At 41.4% G+C, this 17,719-nt stretch carries 14 protein-coding genes; 5 read left to right on the forward strand and 9 right to left on the reverse strand.

Features of this window, described 5'->3' with window-relative positions:
- The coding region (locus RRG12_RS20590; RefSeq protein WP_420760545.1) for a WD40 repeat domain-containing protein at positions 1-1,053 on the reverse strand (1,053 nt) is incomplete at its 3' end.
- A 74-nt stretch (positions 1,054-1,127) separates the two neighbouring features.
- Entirely contained in the window at positions 1,128-2,840 is a 1,713-nt protein-coding gene (locus RRG12_RS20595; RefSeq protein WP_420760546.1) for a caspase family protein, read from the reverse strand.
- 270 nt (positions 2,841-3,110) lie between these two features.
- On the opposite strand from RRG12_RS20595, the gene RRG12_RS20600 reads away from it, so the two are divergent.
- Both RRG12_RS20600 and RRG12_RS20605 read left to right on the forward strand, forming a co-directional pair.
- Entirely contained in the window at positions 3,111-3,581 is a 471-nt protein-coding gene (locus RRG12_RS20600; RefSeq protein ID WP_069070530.1) for a hypothetical protein, read from the forward strand.
- A 13-nt stretch (positions 3,582-3,594) separates the two neighbouring features.
- Positions 3,595-4,920 carry a hypothetical protein gene (locus RRG12_RS20605; protein WP_069070529.1) on the forward strand — a complete coding sequence of 442 codons (1,326 nt, stop codon included), beginning with the start codon at positions 3,595-3,597 and terminating at the stop codon, positions 4,918-4,920.
- Positions 4,921-5,173: 253 nt separating this feature from the next.
- On the opposite strand, the gene glmS is transcribed toward RRG12_RS20605, so the two are convergent.
- The 3 genes from glmS to RRG12_RS20620 form a co-directional block, all read right to left on the reverse strand.
- Entirely contained in the window at positions 5,174-7,063 is a 1,890-nt protein-coding gene (gene glmS, locus RRG12_RS20610; RefSeq protein WP_420760547.1) for a glutamine--fructose-6-phosphate transaminase (isomerizing), read from the reverse strand.
- Between the two features lie 398 nt (positions 7,064-7,461).
- Positions 7,462-7,707 (reverse strand): photosystem I iron-sulfur center protein PsaC, encoded by a 246-nt coding sequence (psaC, locus tag RRG12_RS20615; RefSeq protein WP_012411495.1) that lies wholly within the window; start codon positions 7,705-7,707, stop codon positions 7,462-7,464.
- Between the two features lie 623 nt (positions 7,708-8,330).
- Positions 8,331-8,567 (reverse strand): hypothetical protein, encoded by a 237-nt coding sequence (locus RRG12_RS20620; RefSeq protein ID WP_420760548.1) that lies wholly within the window; start codon positions 8,565-8,567, stop codon positions 8,331-8,333.
- A gap of 209 nt (positions 8,568-8,776) precedes the next feature.
- On the opposite strand from RRG12_RS20620, the gene RRG12_RS20625 reads away from it, so the two are divergent.
- A complete protein-coding gene (locus tag RRG12_RS20625; protein WP_069070526.1) occupies positions 8,777-9,145 on the forward strand; it encodes a Dethiobiotin synthetase in 369 nt (122 codons plus the stop codon).
- 95 nt (positions 9,146-9,240) lie between these two features.
- On the opposite strand, the gene RRG12_RS20630 is transcribed toward RRG12_RS20625, so the two are convergent.
- Entirely contained in the window at positions 9,241-9,852 is a 612-nt protein-coding gene (locus RRG12_RS20630) for a hypothetical protein (protein WP_420760578.1), read from the reverse strand.
- A gap of 260 nt (positions 9,853-10,112) precedes the next feature.
- Between RRG12_RS20630 and nifJ the strand changes: the two genes are divergently transcribed.
- Both nifJ and RRG12_RS20640 read left to right on the forward strand, forming a co-directional pair.
- Positions 10,113-13,715, forward strand: a complete 3,603-nt coding sequence (gene nifJ / locus RRG12_RS20635) for a pyruvate:ferredoxin (flavodoxin) oxidoreductase (protein WP_420760549.1) — start codon at positions 10,113-10,115, stop codon at positions 13,713-13,715.
- 99 nt (positions 13,716-13,814) lie between these two features.
- Complete coding sequence (locus tag RRG12_RS20640) at positions 13,815-14,840, forward strand: dihydroorotate dehydrogenase-like protein (RefSeq protein WP_420760550.1); 1,026 nt, start codon at positions 13,815-13,817, stop codon at positions 14,838-14,840.
- Between the two features lie 7 nt (positions 14,841-14,847).
- Here RRG12_RS20640 and RRG12_RS20645 read toward each other — a convergent pair whose 3' ends face one another.
- From RRG12_RS20645 to RRG12_RS20655, 3 genes are all read right to left on the reverse strand, one after another.
- On the reverse strand, positions 14,848-15,870 hold the full coding sequence (locus RRG12_RS20645) for a zinc-dependent alcohol dehydrogenase (protein ID WP_420760579.1): 1,023 nt from the start codon (positions 15,868-15,870) through the stop codon (positions 14,848-14,850).
- A gap of 104 nt (positions 15,871-15,974) precedes the next feature.
- Positions 15,975-16,160 carry a hypothetical protein gene (locus RRG12_RS20650; protein ID WP_420760551.1) on the reverse strand — a complete coding sequence of 62 codons (186 nt, stop codon included), beginning with the start codon at positions 16,158-16,160 and terminating at the stop codon, positions 15,975-15,977.
- Positions 16,161-16,216: 56 nt separating this feature from the next.
- Complete coding sequence (locus tag RRG12_RS20655) at positions 16,217-17,287, reverse strand: glycosyltransferase family 4 protein (RefSeq protein ID WP_420760552.1); 1,071 nt, start codon at positions 17,285-17,287, stop codon at positions 16,217-16,219.
- Positions 17,288-17,719 lie beyond the last annotated feature (432 nt).

A 17,719-nucleotide genomic window follows, 5' to 3' on the forward strand; every position in this document is an offset into this window, starting at 1 on the left:
GGGGCTAAATGCGACGCCCCTGACCGCATTGCTATGCCCCTTGAAGGTGGTGATTTCCTTACCTGTAGCTGCATCCCAGAGTTTGACGGTCTTGTCATCACTTGCAGAAGCGATGGTCTTGCCATCGGGGCTAAATGCGACGCTACTGACCCCTTCGCTATGCCCTTCCAAGCGGTTTTGTTCTGGCCAATTGTAAATTGCACGCTTGAGTGCCACTACAGCTTGCTGGTTAGCCGTTTGTTCTAAATTGACATTTTTAATTGGTCTACCTGAAATTTGTCTACCTGACTGTATAGCTGCAACCGCAGCCTCAAGTTGCCTGTCGGATAGTAAAGAAGCTTCAGAACTTTGAGCCAGAGCAACGGCACTTTGTTGTGCTGCTTCCTTGGCTTTGTTTTGGGCGTTCCACCATTGATAACCAGCAAAGATCGCAACTCCAGCTAACCCCATACTAAATAAAGTAATAACTCGATTTTGCCGCTTTGCTGCTGCTAACTTTTCTTGTTGGCTTTCTTCCGCTTTTAGCTCAAGGCGATTTTTTAATTCTTTACTCTTCTGAATGTATTCCTCCGCTAACCCATTCAGCATTTGCCAATCGCCAAATTTAGTTAAATATTCTTCTGCTACTGCTAACCTGCCATATTGTCTGAGAAATTCCTCATTTTTCTCCTTCTTCTCCCATTCTTGGGCTTCCCCTTCAATCTGCCGCTCAATGCCTATTCCCAACTTATATTCCTCTTTCCACTCCCGCAACATCTGCCAGTGACGGATTAAGGCTTCGTGGACAACATCTAAAATTACATCCTGGGAATCCGGCTCATCCCTCTTGGTAATTAATCGTGCATCTTTATCGGCTAACTTCTCACTCACCTGTTGCAAAAGTTCCAAGGAATGATGGGAATTAACCAACTCGCCTAAACGCACGCGCCGCCTGACATCTGTGGTTTCTCCCATTTGAGTCAATTCTAGAAAAATCCGCCGCGCCACAGTTTGTTCTATTGCTGAAAGACTTTCGTAAACTGCATCAGCGCGTTTTTGTAGCGTTCCTTCCACCCCGCCTAATTTCTTATACAGCGCTTCCCGCTATTATGTAATACAGTTTTTCTTCTTCCCCCTCTCCTGCATAGCTATGAGGTTTGAGGATGTACCTCATAGCTGCCGAAAGTGCTGTAAGTTTCCAGTTTAAGATCCTGATCGTCTTTCTTTCTCGACTCACGCCACAATTCTGTTAGTGTATATTGCAGCAAGGGCAAACTTTCGGGGTAATCTTCAACATCATTAATTAGTTGCTGTTTTAACGTGCCTTCTATGCCTAATCCTACCCAATCAGCCGGTTTAGTAATCGCTTCTTCAATTTCCTCACGGTTTAAGTGTTCGACGTTGACATAAGGTTTATTAATTCTGCTGGCGAATTCGGGATATTCTCGCCATCTCCCGCGAAAATCCGATCGCATCCCAATGAAGATATAGAGGTTATCTGTACAGTCAATTAATTCCTGCAAACAGTCAAAAAATTCTTTGCGCTGACTGTCATCGCACATAGTAAAGCATTCTTCAAACTGGTCGATAATCAAGATGACTGGTGTGTTTAATGCTTTTAACTCCTCGCCGAGGATATATGCAATATTTTCCGTTGTCCCGCCTAACTTTTTAGATCCCCCTAAATCCCCCTTCAAAAGGGGGACTTTAAGAGATTCTTCGCCCTGCTTTTGAAGGGAGACTTTAAGAGACTCTTCGCCCCCCTTTTTTAAGGGGGGTTGGGGGGATCTAAGACTTTGAAAGCACACCCCAGGCAAAGAAAGTGCAAAAGCCTCTTGTAAACTGTCAACAGGAGATTCTTTAGGCGTAAACGGTGTAATATAAGTCCAGCGATCGCTTCCGGGAATCTCTTGTCCTAGCTTCAACTGGTAGAGTAACCCCGCCCGTAACAAAGATGATTTCCCACCACCGGAAGCACCTAATACAGCAATTAGGCGATGCTTATCTTTTACCTGTTGAATCAACTCCTGAATTAGCGCACTCCGCCCATAAAAAACCTCAGCATCTTCCTTTGTCTCGGTAAAATACGACAGAGAACGATAAGGACACTTATCCTGAAAGCTTTTTTGCGAAAACTTAGTTGTCAGCAAAATTGCTCGTGGCGAATTGGCAATTAACGGACGCTGGACTGCACTCTGCATTTGCTTGAGAATGAAATCTCCCAATTTGTGGCTATTAATGATCCCATCTGCGTCATTTTCCGGGTTCAATCCTGCAAGTAACGCCTTCGTCAACAACCCCTGCTTGTGAGGAATTTCCACACCAGTTTCGTAGGAACGGGTTGCAGTAATAAAACAGTAGTCTTTATCTGTGGGAATAAACTTTAGCAATTCACCGCTATAGCAGCAATCTAGCCAAACAACGACTCGTTTAGCCTGACTTCTTTGCAGCTGCTCACCCAACCAACTTAAAGGTATACCATAGATTTCATCTTTCGGTAGAGCATCACTAGTAGCTATAAACACTTCTTCCTTCCCCGCTACAGTTTTGCACCACCCATGTCCAGAAAAAAAGAATAAGGCTGTTTCTGGCGTGGGGTTTGGATGAGGAGGATTGAAAAGATTAGCGATCGCTTCTTCTAATTCTTGCACCTTTACCGCCCCTTGGCGATCAATTTTACTTTCTCCCTTCTGGTTTAAAGTTCTAGGTAAACACTGAGCGCGAAAAGGTCTATAACCGTATATTTCTAGTTGTTCGGCAATTTTCTCTGCATCCTCTGCTGCTGCTGTTAGCGGCTTTAGAGTGGTGTACTCTGGGTAATAATTAATTCCAATAACTTGAGCAGCCCATTCCGATGCCATTTTTATTACCTGACTGACTCTGATAACTTTTTGGTTGAACTGTAGGCAAAATCTGTCTACAGCATTCGTTTAGGTTGTATGAAAAATCACTAGAATACAGTGCAATAAACTAAATTGATTTACACAAGCAAAGGTATAATAAAAAACATTTTAGTTAGTAAATTATTCTTTTTAGAGATAGAAAATCAAAACTGAACATGAAATATATGCTGTAATTATCTCACTGAAATTACGTTTATACTAGTCGTAGTGAGTTTGGTATAAAAACCTATGAATACAAAGGCCGATAATACTATTATCGCTTTTCTCTTGGCGTTTCAAGACTTAAAAACCGCCCTTGGAGAACAAGAGAAACAAAATTTAAAAGAAGTTGCCAAGCAATTAGACACTCAACCCAAAGCTTGGGAAGACTATATTAAAGGACGTTTATTAGAAATAATTACCCTTAATCCTGACTTAAATAATTCTTATCAACTTTATAAATCTCAATTAGATAATCTAGAAGAAATTCCTGATGATTTACTTCCTAGTGAAGCAGAAATTAGTAGACTCAATACTCTTGAAAAGGCTGCAATAACTAGAGGCTTTAAACCAAAAAATGAAGCTACAGGCTACGAAAGCCAACTTAATAATGTTGTAGTCATAGTTGGTAGTTCTTCTAAACCCGAAGAAACAGTTAAACAAGCCACATTTTTAGAAAAATTGAAACAATTTTTATCTCAATCCAATCAATCAAATTAGTTTTGCCCTTGTGATGAGCGATTTAATCTATCCGACACTCGATTTGTTTTTATATGCTTTAAAAACTTCTTTAAACACAACTGATGCAGAAACCAAAAAAAATCAAGCGGCTTTTTTAGCTCAGTTACCACCTATACCACCTAATACTCAATTCCAAGAGCATGAAGGTGAAAATGAATATTTAGAGCTTATAGAACCTGCTCGTCGAATTGACTTTATTTCTCAAGATAAAACTTTAGAAGGATACTATTATCCTGTTAGATTAAATGATACTTATGGCTTACAAATAGATTGCTCTATTAATAATCAAACTGAAACTCAACCAGCTAAGTCTTTTACAATCTTAAAAACTGAAATCGAACAAAAACTAAATAAAGAACTGGCAATAATTGGACAAACCTGGTTGCTGTCTGGTTGGCTACCAGAAAACTCGTCTCGAAATCCTGAAGAGATTGCCAAAGATTGCTATTATGCTTTATTTAAAGATACTTCTTGGCAACCAGAAAAAGGTACTTTTTTAGATGGAAAAGTTTTTGAAATAGGGCACTCACAATATATAAATCAGAGCCAAGAAAAAGTAACCACTCTTCTAAAGAGTAATCAACATCATGTGGTTATCGCTATTTATCCTCATCGAGAGAGTGCAGAACAAGCTGCGGAATTTTATAAAGATTGGATGGGTTTGTTTTGTTATCGAAGTAAGATTGCGTGGGCTTATTGGCAAAGTCGTTTAGTCAAAGAATCTTTGCTCAATCATTATAAAAAAATTGAAGAAAATAGAAAAATTACTAACCAAATTAACCATTGGCAGTCAAAGCAAAGTTTTACCACTTCTCGTCAAGTTTTAAATAACGTTGATAATATTCTCCAGCAATACACAATCGACTTACTAAACCTTTCTTTTCAAAAACAAATTATTGAAATTAATTTATCTAATTATCAACTTCGCTTGGGTTTGATTAAAGAAAAAGCAGGTCAAAATAATCAGTTAGATTTTTTAGAAAAGTTTAGCGATATAGCCAACAAAAAATATTTACCACAAATTACCAAAGATATCGAGAATATGCAGCTTGGCTTGCAACTTTTAGAAGATACAATTAACGCTACTCGCAGTCGCGTAGAAGTCGAGAAGGCAGAACGAGAGCGCAATTTCCAAGAGCTTGTAGCTGTTGCTGGTGCTGGTATAGCAACTGTATCCCTGGTAAGAGAGACAGCAAAAGATTGTAAAGATATTTTTAGTCAAGTTCGCTTCTTTTGCAACTATCCTTTAAGTGCCAGTCTATTACTTGGAATCATTGTTGGTTTTATGGTTTGGTGGCTGAGAAAACGATTCCGATAAGCGTTCGCGTAGCGTCTTGCTGGCGCAGCCTCTCGTTGAGAAGAGAAGCTTAAGCCTTCTCCCTTGGAAACGCTAGCGCAAATCGGTATCGTGAGAAGATGTAATATTATCGGTATTAGATTACTGTTGTATTGCTCTCATAAAAATTCCTGTAGATGCTTACATATTCACCTACAGGATAAGTTGTATAATTATTTTATGTGTTATACGACTTTATTATTGTTGTACAACAGCTACTACCTCTATAAATAGACTATTCTACTGTTACCGACTTGGCCAAATTTCTTGGCTGATCGACATCCAAACCGCGACGGGCGGCAATATGATAAGCCAATAATTGCAAAGGAACTACTGTCAGAATTGGAGAAAGTAACTCTTCCACATGAGAGACGGGAAGAAGATCGTTAAAGATTTCCGCAGCTTCGCCATCGTTGACAGGAGTCACGCCAATTAATCGAGAATCTCTAGCTTTGGCTTCTTGGGCATTAGAAATAACTTTTTCGTACACACTACCAGGGATTGCGATCGCAACTACTGGTACTTTCGCATCTAAAAGTGCGATCGGGCCATGTTTCATCTCTCCAGCTGGATACCCTTCAGCGTGAATATAACTAATTTCTTTTAATTTCAACGCCCCTTCTAAAGCAATGGGGAAGTTGATTCCTCTTCCCACAAAGATAAAATCTTTGGTTTCGGCGAATTCGTGGGCTAGCTGTTCGGTTAAACGTTCTTGACTTTCCAAAGTTGCTTCAATTTCTTTAGGAAGCTGCCGCAACCCGTTAATAATTTTCTCTAATGTGTCTTTGGAAACTGTCTGACGACGAGCTGCTAAATCCAATGCTAAAGCATAAAACGCCATCAGTTGAGCAGTAAAAGTTTTTGTCGCCGCTACCCCAATTTCAATTCCCGCTAGGGTACTAATGACATGCGGTACCATATCACCAAGACTGCTTTCGGGACGATTAGTAATGCCTAGTAGTCGCGCTTGATATTTGGGTTCTTTCCCCTGGCGACGTTCTTTTTCCATTGCCAAAGCTGCTAGGGTATCAGCGGTTTCACCTGATTGGGTAACACCAATAATCAGCGTGTTCGCCGTCAAAGGTGATGGTGCATAGCGATATTCAGAAGCGTAATGTACCTGAGTTGAAATTCCTGCTAATTGTTCGATTAAATATTTTCCGATTAATGCTGCGTGCCAACTAGTACCACAGGCGAGGATCTGAATTTGTTCTAAATCGGTATATAAATCCGCCGGTAAACCAAGATTAATTGGGGATTCGATAGATTCGCCTGGATTAAAGTATGCTTCTAAACTAGCTCTTACTACCCCTGGTTGCTCATGAATTTCTTTGAGCATGAAGTGTTTGAAGCCCTGCTTTTCAACCATTGCAGGATTGAAGTTGAGCAGCCGGGGTTGTTTTTTCAGCCTGTCGCCAGCAAAATTGTAAATCTCAACGCCCAAAGGTGTGAGACGGGCAATTTCGCCATTTTCCAAAGGTAGCACCGCACGGGTGTAGGCAACGATCGCTGGCGTGTCAGATGCACAAAAGAATTCCCCTTGGCCAAAACCAATTACCAAAGGTGCTTGTTGACGAACAACAATCAATTCATCGGGGAAGTCAGCAGAAATAACTGCAAGTGCAAACGCCCCGCGCAAGTGGTTAACGGCTTGACGAATTGCTTCTAGGAAGGGAGATGAGGCAGATGAGGGAGATGAGGGGGGAAGATTCTTTAAAAATTCGGCGATGAGATGGGGAATAACTTCGGTATCGGTTTCAGAACGAAATTCGTGTCCTTTTGCTTTGAGTTCCTCGCGTAACTCACGATAGTTTTCGATAATGCCATTTTGCACCACCGCTACTCGCTTTGCCGTATCTAAATGGGGATGGGCGTTGTACTCTTCTGGTTTACCATGAGTTGCCCAGCGTGTATGACCAATACCAATTTGGGCAGGAGTTTCTATTTGTTCCAGTTTAGAACGCAGATTATGGAGTTTGCCTTTTGCCCGTACACAATTTACCTCACCTTCCCAAATAGTGGCGATTCCAGCAGAATCGTAGCCCCTGTACTCTAGTTTTTCCAGCCCAGCCAGTAAAATGTCTGTCGCCGCTTGAGTGCCTATATATCCAACAATTCCGCACATTGTTCACACCACTTTTTTTCAGGATGATTAAATCCAGTATAGTGTTTACCACAAACTCGACGTTTTGCAAAGAAAAAAGGGAGTAATTTACTCCCTCTACCACTAAGTATTGTTATGGATTTCGGGCTTTGACAGTGAATGCACCGTCAGCGTTTGACCTAACGGTACAAATACGGCTTTTAGGATTTAGATACCCAGAGATTTTATCCCCAATCTAAAATTACAATTTCGTAAAGCGGGCAGTGTCCACTCTACGATACTAAAGTTGCTTGCTATTGAGAAGCTTCAAAGTCTTGAGTTCCGAGTTCCGAGTTCCGAGTGAAGAATCAAGAAATTGTTTTTTTGATTTACTTCTTTCTGTTTCAACACTCGGCACTCAGCACTCAGCACTCAGCTTTTTAGTAGGCTAGACCCATACTGCGAGTTGTTTCAGCGCCCAGGTAAACCCGGATGCTCAAAAAGTCGGTGGGACAAGCGGTTTCGCAGCGCTTACAGCCCACGCAGTCTTCTGTACGGGGTGAAGAGGCAATTTGAGCAGCTTTACAGCCATCCCAAGGAACCATCTCAAGTACATCAGTAGGGCAAGCGCGGACGCATTGGGTGCAGCCAATGCAGGTGTCGTAGATTTTTACGGTATGAGACATTGAAAAAACGGCTCCTTTCGAGTGTTCTTCTCTGCGAAAGAATCATAATCAACGCATAGTCTACCGCAGTGGTTGATAGGCCGTAATCAAAAGGCTACATAACTTCAAACAATGTAATAAGCACCCAAGATATTTGTTTTTGCGCGATTGTCCCATTGACTTATTAATCAGCAACATCACAGGAGCGTATTTATCCCAGTGATATACCATGATGGGGTTGAATAGTAAAGACAGATGAAACAAAAGTCAATTTACAAAACTAGATGAGAAAGTTATCTATGCTACTTATTGATTGGTAACTATGTACCGTCATATAGAGCCAATCTATAACGAAATGTTAACTGTTAATCGAAAGTGCCAAATTAATTTTATGAGTAATAATCTGATTTTGCGATCGCTAATTCTCCGTGTAAAAAGAAAAAACTTGGCTATCTAGGTGACATAGAAGGTTATGACTATTACTGCTTAACACTGCTTTTTCGATGTAAACGATCAATTTAGAGACTGCGATCGCAGCTATATTTTTGGGCGATCGCAGTCAGTAATTGTAAGGGAACGCTCACAGATAACTTGTATATTTGACTGTTCAAGTCTGGCAATCTCATAAATTTTACTCCTACAGTTCAGAGTATTTCCGAAATTGCAAATTCATCATTTATAAGGGGAATTTCTGTTTGAATTTTTGGCTCACAAGGCATCACTTCCAGTTGTTCTTCTGGATTCTTCGCATCAGGCAATTTATCTTTTATATACTCACTTTCTCGGATTTGTCTAGCAATACTTTCTAACAGCCAAAGCTGTTCTTCCACAGACAAGGCAAGGATGGAACGCTCAATTTCGAGTAAATTTGACGATATCATTTTGTTGTTGATTCCTAGCAAGGTGTATTTTTCAAAGATATTATATTCAGTCTATCTGGTTAACCTAGAGCATCGCAAATTCCCGATCATTTTCCCCACGCTTATCTTTTCACAAATCATAAGAGATTGCTAGAAATAACTAGAAGCCAATTCTATGACTTTTTAATTAGGTATTCCTGCTGAAGTAAAATGTACGCTAAACTGGCTACATGAATTACGAAACAGCTCGGAAACTCCTCATAGATCAGACAATCACAACCGAGGAAAACCCAGATGCGCTGTTAACGCGTATGAAACAGGGGAAACCACCGGTACCCGGTCAGATCACTTCGATTTTGTTAGCATTGAAAGTGGTGTTTGAAGCCCTTAAAGATGCAAAGAGCCTAGACCGAGAACTGGCTTTGGCCCTTTATCAATTAAGTATTAAGGCGCAACAGCTATTTGGCGCAGGGCGTAAAGCCGGGGTTGATTGGCCGCCACTTCTGAAAGAAGATTTGCTACGCATTTCCTTAGCATCTGAAAGTATCTTTTCGGGTACATGGCAAACCCTAGCTCAGATGGAGTTGGGGAAGTTGTAGGATACGGATTCAGTAATCTTTCAACGAGAAGGGATAGAGGGATCGAGGGAGACAAGGGGAATAACCAATGCCCAATGCCCAATGCCCTATGCCCATTAACGAATTTGCAGTTCCTTTTCTAATTTGTCTAGGTCAGTTTTAAGCAAAACCGTCATTTGACCAGTAAAAGCTTTGCCAGCCTTGGGTTGGGCAATTTCTACCCAATATACATAGCGATCGCCTACTCGCAATTCTCCCTTCAAGGCTTCCCGAATCGGAGTTCTGGCTAGACGCGCTGAGTTAACTACCTTTTGGTTGGGATATTGATACACGACTTGGGCGCGATCGTAGTCTTGATAAATCTCTAAGCCATAAATCACCCGCAAGGATTCTTGAAGGCGCTCAAATGTCATGCCGTTAATAGCATCATACATAGCAATGCGTTCAGAGCGAATTCTGCCTCGGTCTTTGGAAAACTCCACTCTCCCAGGAGGCAATACCGACGCCTGAAAAGTGAATCGTTGGGCAGCTGTATCAGTCTTTTGTACAAATAATTGTTCTCCACTCCTGGGACGGAGTGTGGGATGTGCTTTAATCCAAGTGCCTACTTCTTCTGTACTTTGCCCTGGTAAAGCATTAGCTTGGGAATCAAAAAGCGTTCCCACGCACAGCCAAGGCATTAAAGATAAAGGCAAAATTAAATAGTTAAGGAGAGATTTTTTGAGCATTTTGCTGTTCGGGATTTTCATGGAAATTTCCCTATTAGGGAATAACCATAGTCTTCCCGTTTTTCAGCAATATTATTTCAATTAGTCACAGCGATAACCCAGCAAAGCCGAATCTTCTTTCTTTGCAAGTACTACAGTGTACACACAAGTCTAAAAAAGCTCGATTTTAGTTCTTCACAAGTTTCTCAACTTCTTATCCTAATGTCAAAAGTAGATTCAGCATAGTCATTGCTAGCCCTTGAAGACCAGGTGCTTTGAAGATGAACAAGAGAAGCTTTGCAATCATAGACGGCAATGAAACTGTTGCCCAAATCGTTTATCGACTGAATGAAGTTATTACGATCTATCCAATTACACCTTCTTCACCAATGGCTGAGTGGTCAGATGCTTGGGCTAATGAAGGAAAACGCAACATTTGGGGTACTGTTCCCTCGGTGGTACAGATGCAGAGTGAAGGAGGTGTGGCTGGTGCTGTACATGGTGCTTTGCAAACCGGTTCACTGACAACCACATTTACAGCATCGCAGGGATTATTGTTAATGATCCCCAATATGTACAAAATTGCTGGGGAATTAATACCTACAGTTTTTCATATTGCCGCGCGATCGCTAGCCGCCCAAGCCCTCTCTATTTTTGGCGACCACAGCGATGTGATGGCAGCGCGTGGCACTGGTTTTGCTATGTTCTGTTCTGCATCAGTGCAAGAAGCACAAGATTTTGCTTTGATAGCAACACGGGCAACCTTAGAATCACGAATACCGTTCCTGCACTTTTTTGATGGCTTTCGCACCTCCCACGAAATTAACAAACTTGAACTGTTAGTAGAAGATGACTTGCGAGAATTTATTCCCGATGAATTAGTATTCGCCCATCGGTCACGCGCCCTCACCCCCGATAAACCAGTTTTGCGCGGTACAACACAAAACCCTGATGTTTACTTCCAAGCCAGGGAAACTGTCAATCCTTACTATTTAGCTTGTCCAGACATCACCCAGAAAGTCATGGATGAATTTGCCGCGATGACTGGGCGACAGTACCAACTATTTGAATACCACGGTGACCCAGCAGCCGAACGAGTTATTGTGCTGATGGGTTCTGGTTGTGAGGCTGTTCATGAAACAGTAGATTCCCTCAACGCCTGTGGTGAGAAAGTGGGCGTTTTGAAAGTACGACTATATCGCCCTTATGATGCTACGCGATTTGTAGCCGCCTTACCAAAAACTATCCGTAGCATCGCAGTTTTAGACCGCACCAAAGAACCCGGTGCATCTGGTGAACCATTGTATTTGGATGTAGTCGCTGCTATTCATGAAACATGGGGAAAAGAAGTAGGGGAGCAGGGAGAAGGATCTTTTCCCCTGCCTCCTACCACACTACCCAAAATTATTGGTGGTCGCTACGGTTTATCTTCTAAAGAATTCACACCAGCGATGATTAAAGCTGTCTTTGATAATCTTGCTGCGGCTGAACCAAAAAATCATTTTACTATCGGCATTAACGATGATGTCACCCACACCAGCTTGAATTATGACCCCGACTTTAGTATTGAACTAGATAACACAGTAAGAGCGATTTTTTATGGTTTGGGTGCAGATGGTACAGTAAGCGCTAATAAAAACTCAATTAAAATCATTGGAGAAGAAACCAACAATTACGCTCAAGGCTATTTTGTCTACGATTCCAAGAAATCAGGTTCTGTCACAGTTTCCCATCTACGTTTTGGTTCACAATTAATTCGTTCGACCTATTTAATTAGCAAAGCTAACTTTGTCGCCTGTCACCAATGGGAATTTATCGAAAAATTTCCGATCCTGAAAGGCATCGTACCAGACGGTACATTCTTAGTTAATTCTCCTTATGAAAAAGATGAAGTTTGGGATCATCTGCCGACATCAGTACAAGAACAAATTATTCAAAAACGTCTGAAATTTTATGTAATTAATGCCTATAAAGTTGCTCGTCAAGCAGGTATGGCTGGCAGAATTAACACGGTAATGCAGGTTTGTTTCTTCGCCTTATCCGGTGTATTACCACGAGAAGAAGCCATTGCAGAAATCAAAAAGTCCATCCGCAAGACTTACGGCAAGAAAGGCGATGAAATTGTGCAGATGAACCTCAAAGCAGTAGATACCACATTAGAAAATCTGTATGAAGTGGGGAATAGGGAAAGGAAAATAGGGAATGAAAAAGAAAACCAATCTTCAATCCCTGGCACTGCACCTGCTTTTGTCCGTGATGTCATAGGTAAGATAATTACTCGTCAAGGGGATGAATTACCAGTTAGTGCTTTACCAGCAGATGGCACTTATCCCACTGGGACGGCGAAATGGGAAAAGCGTAACATTGCTCAAGAAATACCTGTTTGGGATACAGATGTCTGCATTCAGTGTGGTAAGTGCGTTATGTTGTGTCCTCACAGTGTCATCCGTAGTAAAGTTTACGAGCCGCAGCAGTTAGAAAATGCACCACCGACATTTAAAAGTGCTAGTGCTAAAGACCACGATTGGCAAGGCTTAAAATATACTATCCAAGTGGCAGCAGAAGATTGTACTGGCTGTGGTATTTGCGTAGATGTTTGTCCGGCGAAGAATAAATCAGAACTACGCCACAAAGCCATTAACATGGAACCGCAACTGCCATTACGGGAACAAGAACGGGAAAATTGGGATTTCTTTTTGAATATTCCTAATCCAGATAGAAGCCATCTGAAACTTACTCATATTAATCAACAGCAGATGCAAGAACCGTTGTTTGAATTTTCTGGGGCTTGTGCTGGTTGTGGCGAGACACCTTATATTAAGTTAGCAACGCAGCTGTTTGGCGATCGCATGATTGTTGCCAACGCCACTGGTTGTTCTTCTATCTATGGCGGGAATTTACCCACTACTCCTTGGACGCACAATACCGAAGGACGCGGCCCAGCTTGGTCAAATTCGTTATTTGAAGATAATGCCGAATTTGGACTTGGTTTTCGCATTTCCATTGATAAACAGGCAGAATTCGCCGTTGAATTACTCAAACAACTGACAACAAATGTGGGTGAAGAACTGGCAAATAGTATTCTCAATGCTGAACAAAAAGATGAAGCCGATATTTGGAAACAGCGAGAAAAAGTAGCGCTGTTAAAACAGAAGTTAGATCAAATATTGACTGCGGAATTAAACCCTAATCTAAAATCTAAAATCCAAAATCTAAAATCGATTGCTGATTATTTAGTAAAAAAGAGCGTCTGGATTATCGGTGGTGATGGCTGGGGTTATGATATCGGTTTTGGAGGACTAGATCATGTCCTAGCCAGTGGATACAACGTTAATATTCTGATTCTTGATACTGAAGTTTATTCCAATACAGGTGGACAAATGTCCAAAGCCACCCCCAAAGCAGCTGTAGCTAAATTTGCATCTGGGGGGAAAGTTGCACCTAAAAAAGACTTGGGTTTAATGGCGATGACTTATGGCAATGTTTATATTGCTAGTGTAGCAATGGGCGCACGGGATGAACATACTCTTAAGGCATTCTTAGAAGCTGAAGCTTATCAAGGCCCATCATTAATTATTGCCTACAGTCATTGCATTGCCCACGGAATCAACATGAGTACGGCAATGCAAAATCAAAAAGCTGCCGTCGATTCAGGTCAATGGCTACTATATCGATTTAATCCAGAACGTATTAAGCAGGGAGAAAACCCACTACAACTTGATTCACGCACACCAAAGTTACCACTAGAGCAATATATGTATCTAGAAAACCGCTTCAAAATGTTAACTAAGAGTAACCAAGAAACAGCACAGCATTTACTTAAAGAAGCTCAAGCAGATGTAAAGACCCGTTGGCAAATGTATCAATATTTGGCGGCACGTTAAATAATTCGTAATTCGTAATTGTTTGCTTTTTTATAAAAAATTGACTTGGATTTGATCAAGAAATCCAAAATATAAAACCCTAAATGATATGAGGTTATTATGGATCTTACTACAACTTATATGGGGATGAAATTGCGATCGCCTCTTGTTCCCTCTGCATCCCCTCTATCTGAGGACATTGACAACATTCAGCGGATGGAAGACACAGGTGCAGCAGCAGTGGTGATGCATTCGCTGTTTGAGGAACAGTTGCTTTTGGAACGTTATGAACTCCATCATCACCTCACCCAAGGTACTGAAAGTTTTTCTGAAGCCTTAACTTACTTCCCTGATTTAATCAACTTTCGAGTAGGGCCAGAAGCTTATTTAGAGCATATCCACAAAGCCAAGCAGAAGGTGAGCATTCCAATTATTGCCAGTCTCAATGGCTCATCTGTTGGTGGATGGACAAACTATGCCAAACAAATTCAGCAAGCAGGAGCAGACGCATTAGAATTAAATATTTACTACGTTCCTACCGATATGGAACTTACCAGTCATGAAATTGAGCAGACTGATATTGATATTCTTCGTGCAGTCAAAGCAGTAATAACTATCCCTGTAGCAGTCAAACTCAGTCCATACTTCACTAATACAGCAAATATAGCAAAACGTTTGGATGAAGCGGGTGCTGATGCTTTGGTATTATTTAACCGCTTTTACCAGCCGGATATTAATCTTAATCTCCTGGAAGTTGAACCCAATGTGCTATTAAGTACACCGCAATCGATGCGATTACCGTTGCGCTGGATTGCAATTCTCTATGGTCGCATTCATGCGGATTTGGCTGCAACTAGTGGTATTCACAGGGGAGAGGATGTGTTAAAGATGCTCATAGCTGGGGCAAAGATTACGATGCTTTGCTCGGTACTGTTACGACATGGGATTAACCACATTCGAGTCATTGAGCAGGAAATATGCGAATGGATGCAAAAACACGAATACGAATCAGTACAACAAATGCAAGGGAGTATGAGTCAAAAGCATTGTCCAGACCCTAGTGCTTTTGAACGTGTCCAGTATATGCGATCGCTGACCACCTATAAACCTGAATGGAGAGCCACTATTGCAAAAATGGAGAATTAGTCAATATCTATGGGAGGATCGCTACCTTAATCACCTTTCGTGCCTTCATTTCACAAAACACTTGTTCTAAATCTTTTAATGGCCGCTGTTCGCTAATAAGTAACTCAAAGGGAATTTTGCGACTAGCTATGAGTGCAAGGGCTGATCGCACATACTCTGGTGTATTATGAAACACGCCTTTGATGGTAAGTTCGCTATAGTGTAGCTGTTCTGTATTCACAGTAATGCTGGTATCCCGTGGACATCCACCGAATAAGTTGACTGTTGCACCAGGACGGGCGCAGGCGATCGCAGTTTCCCACACACTTGGTACACCAGTGGCTTCAATCACCACATCTGCGCCCCATCCTTGGGTAAGTTCTTTCACTACACTGGGAATATCCGAGATTTTATGATAATTAAAGGTCTGGGCTGCACCCAATTTCTGACCAATTTCTAACCTGTGGTTATTACCTCCCCACAGCAAAACCTCAGCTTTCTCACTCAGCGCCGCCACAAACATTAGCCCGATCGCCCCATCTCCTAAGACGACTACTTTATCTTTGGGCTTAATATGAGAACGCGCTACACCATGCAATACACAAGCTAAAGGTTCCGTCATCGCTGCCAATTCCCACGGCAATTCATCGGGAATCTGCAACAAATTATGTTGTACTATTGGTGCAGGAATTTTCAGGTATTGGGCAAAAGTCCCGTTATTCCAGGTCAAATTTGGACATAAAGAATATTCTTGGCGTTGACAAAAAAAACATTTCATGCATGGGGCGGAATTATTAGCGACGATGCGATCGCCTATTTGCCAATTTGTCACCCCTGCACCCAAGGCAACAATTCGCCCAGCCGCTTCATGACCGAACAGTGTCGGTAGTTTCAACATTTTGGCATGACCACCACGCCGCCAGACTTTCAAATCTGTACCACAAGTTGTTGCTGCCCCCACTTGGATTACAACTTCGCCAGCCGCCGGAGTGGGTTCAGGAACTTGCTCTAGGCGTAAATCTTCTTGCCCATAAAGTAAGGCTGCTAACAAAACTTTAAACCTATCAATTAGCTTCATCTGATTTTACCAGTTGCAGCTAATTGATAGGTCTAAACTAAATCAGTATTGATTTTTAGTAGGTTTTATATGAAAAACTAGGTACTCACTGCTGGCTGGGGAACCACCCCGGTGTTCCGGGTATCCACATTAGGCAAGCGAATAACAGTTAATAGCGGTACTTCTTGTCGGCACGACAGGCAAAACCAATATAGTTCACCATGACGGGCATGACGCAGGAGGGAACCACCGCAGCATGGGCAGGTGTTGGCTCTCGTACTCATACCAATGTCCTCCTAAAAAAAAGTTGTTGTTTTAAACTCAGAAAAAAAAGCAGTTATTAAAACTGGATGTTAGCTGCATGAATGCGGCCATTCGATTCTATGCGGTCTTTAATAATTTGTCTGTAAACAGCTTCATATCCGTTAACCATTTGGCTAACACTAAAGTTATTTTCCACATATTTTCGACAGGTTTGACGATTGAGTTCCAAAGCTGGTGGAATCATTGCTGCCATTTCTGCATAACTGTTGCAGATAAAACCTGTTTTGCCGTGAGCAATCACTTCAGGAACGGAACCGAAATTCATGGCAATGACTGGTGTCCCAGTTGCCATTGATTCAATCATTACTAAGCCAAAAGGTTCTTGCCAATTAATGGGGAAAAGAGTTATGGCAGCATTGCCCAGAAGTTCAGTTTTTTCGGCGTGGGTAATTTCGCCTAAATATTCGATTTGCTGACCATCTATGTAGGGGGCAATCTCTTGTTCAAAAAACTCAGAGTCTTTGATATCAACCTTTCCTGCCATCTTCAAGCGCCAACCACTCTGTTTAGCAATGGCGATCGCATGTTGCGGCCCTTTCTCTGGTGAAAAACGACCTAAAAATGCCAAATATGATGGTTCTGACGGTTGGGCTACGAATGGGTAATCTGCTAGCTCAATTCCGTTATAAACCGTGCCAACATAATTAAGATCGATTTGACGCTGCGAGTTACTAATACTGATGTATGGTTGCTTTTGGTGGTAGCTAAATGCGTAACGGTTGTCAGCTGTAAAATCATTATGCAGCGTATGAACTGTAGAAGTTACTGTTATCAAGTTCGCTAAAGGTAGTGCCGAAATCCCTACATGAGAATGGATAATATCGAATTGGGCAGCACGTTGGTAAACTTGGCTCAGTTCTAGCATTTCGTACACTGCATACTCTTTCACATTTGGGTCTAAGCGCAATGCACGCGGATAAACTGCTTGTAAATGAGCCAAAGTTTGAGAATCGCCAGAGGCAAATAAAGTTACCTCATGACCGCGACGAACAAGTTCATCAGTTAAGCGACTCACTACCAGTTCTATTCCTCCATAATTAGGAGGTGGAACCCTTTCCCATAAGGGGGCAACTTGAGCGATTTTCATACGTTTTTTTGCTTCAGTCTATGAAATTATCCTCAATAATGAGCTACATCATTATTTTATGAGGAAAGAGCATTTGTACTTACTATTTTGACATTTAAATTAACCTAACAGGCTACTAAAAGCGCAATAATAGTTAACCGTACCGCAAACTTTCTACCGACAAATCTAACGGACTACTAATGAAAGTCAGTCCTGAGCTACACTTCTAACCTATAGCTAATCTATTACTTGTTGCATCTGTCTTGGGGATCATAATGCAGTAAAATATTTTGTAGCAGAACTTACAAAATTGAATATTTTGTAGCTGACAATACTAAAATGTTCAATGGGATCAAATAATTAAAGCTGTGTTTAAAGGCAATTAAGAAATGAACTAGAAACTATAAATATTAAGCAACTGTACAATAATTACATAATTTGTAATTAGTAATT

The organism is Nostoc sp. CALU 546, from assembly GCF_048836525.1.

Coding starts and splice junctions, on each gene's coding strand:
- RRG12_RS20620 (WP_420760548.1), bottom strand. CDS start 8,567: ATGATATCGTCAAATTTACTCGAAATTGAGCGTTCCATCCTTGCCTTG.
- RRG12_RS20650 (WP_420760551.1), bottom strand. CDS start 16,160: ATGAGTACGAGAGCCAACACCTGCCCATGCTGCGGTGGTTCCCTCCTG.
- RRG12_RS20655 (WP_420760552.1), bottom strand. CDS start 17,287: ATGAAAATCGCTCAAGTTGCCCCCTTATGGGAAAGGGTTCCACCTCCT.
- nifJ (WP_420760549.1), top strand. CDS start 10,113: ATGAACAAGAGAAGCTTTGCAATCATAGACGGCAATGAAACTGTTGCC.
- psaC (WP_012411495.1), bottom strand. CDS start 7,707: ATGTCTCATACCGTAAAAATCTACGACACCTGCATTGGCTGCACCCAA.
- RRG12_RS20630 (WP_420760578.1), bottom strand. CDS start 9,852: ATGCTCAAAAAATCTCTCCTTAACTATTTAATTTTGCCTTTATCTTTA.
- RRG12_RS20595 (WP_420760546.1), bottom strand. CDS start 2,840: ATGGCATCGGAATGGGCTGCTCAAGTTATTGGAATTAATTATTACCCA.
- RRG12_RS20625 (WP_069070526.1), top strand. CDS start 8,777: ATGAATTACGAAACAGCTCGGAAACTCCTCATAGATCAGACAATCACA.
- RRG12_RS20600 (WP_069070530.1), top strand. CDS start 3,111: ATGAATACAAAGGCCGATAATACTATTATCGCTTTTCTCTTGGCGTTT.
- glmS (WP_420760547.1), bottom strand. CDS start 7,063: ATGTGCGGAATTGTTGGATATATAGGCACTCAAGCGGCGACAGACATT.
- RRG12_RS20640 (WP_420760550.1), top strand. CDS start 13,815: ATGGATCTTACTACAACTTATATGGGGATGAAATTGCGATCGCCTCTT.
- RRG12_RS20605 (WP_069070529.1), top strand. CDS start 3,595: ATGAGCGATTTAATCTATCCGACACTCGATTTGTTTTTATATGCTTTA.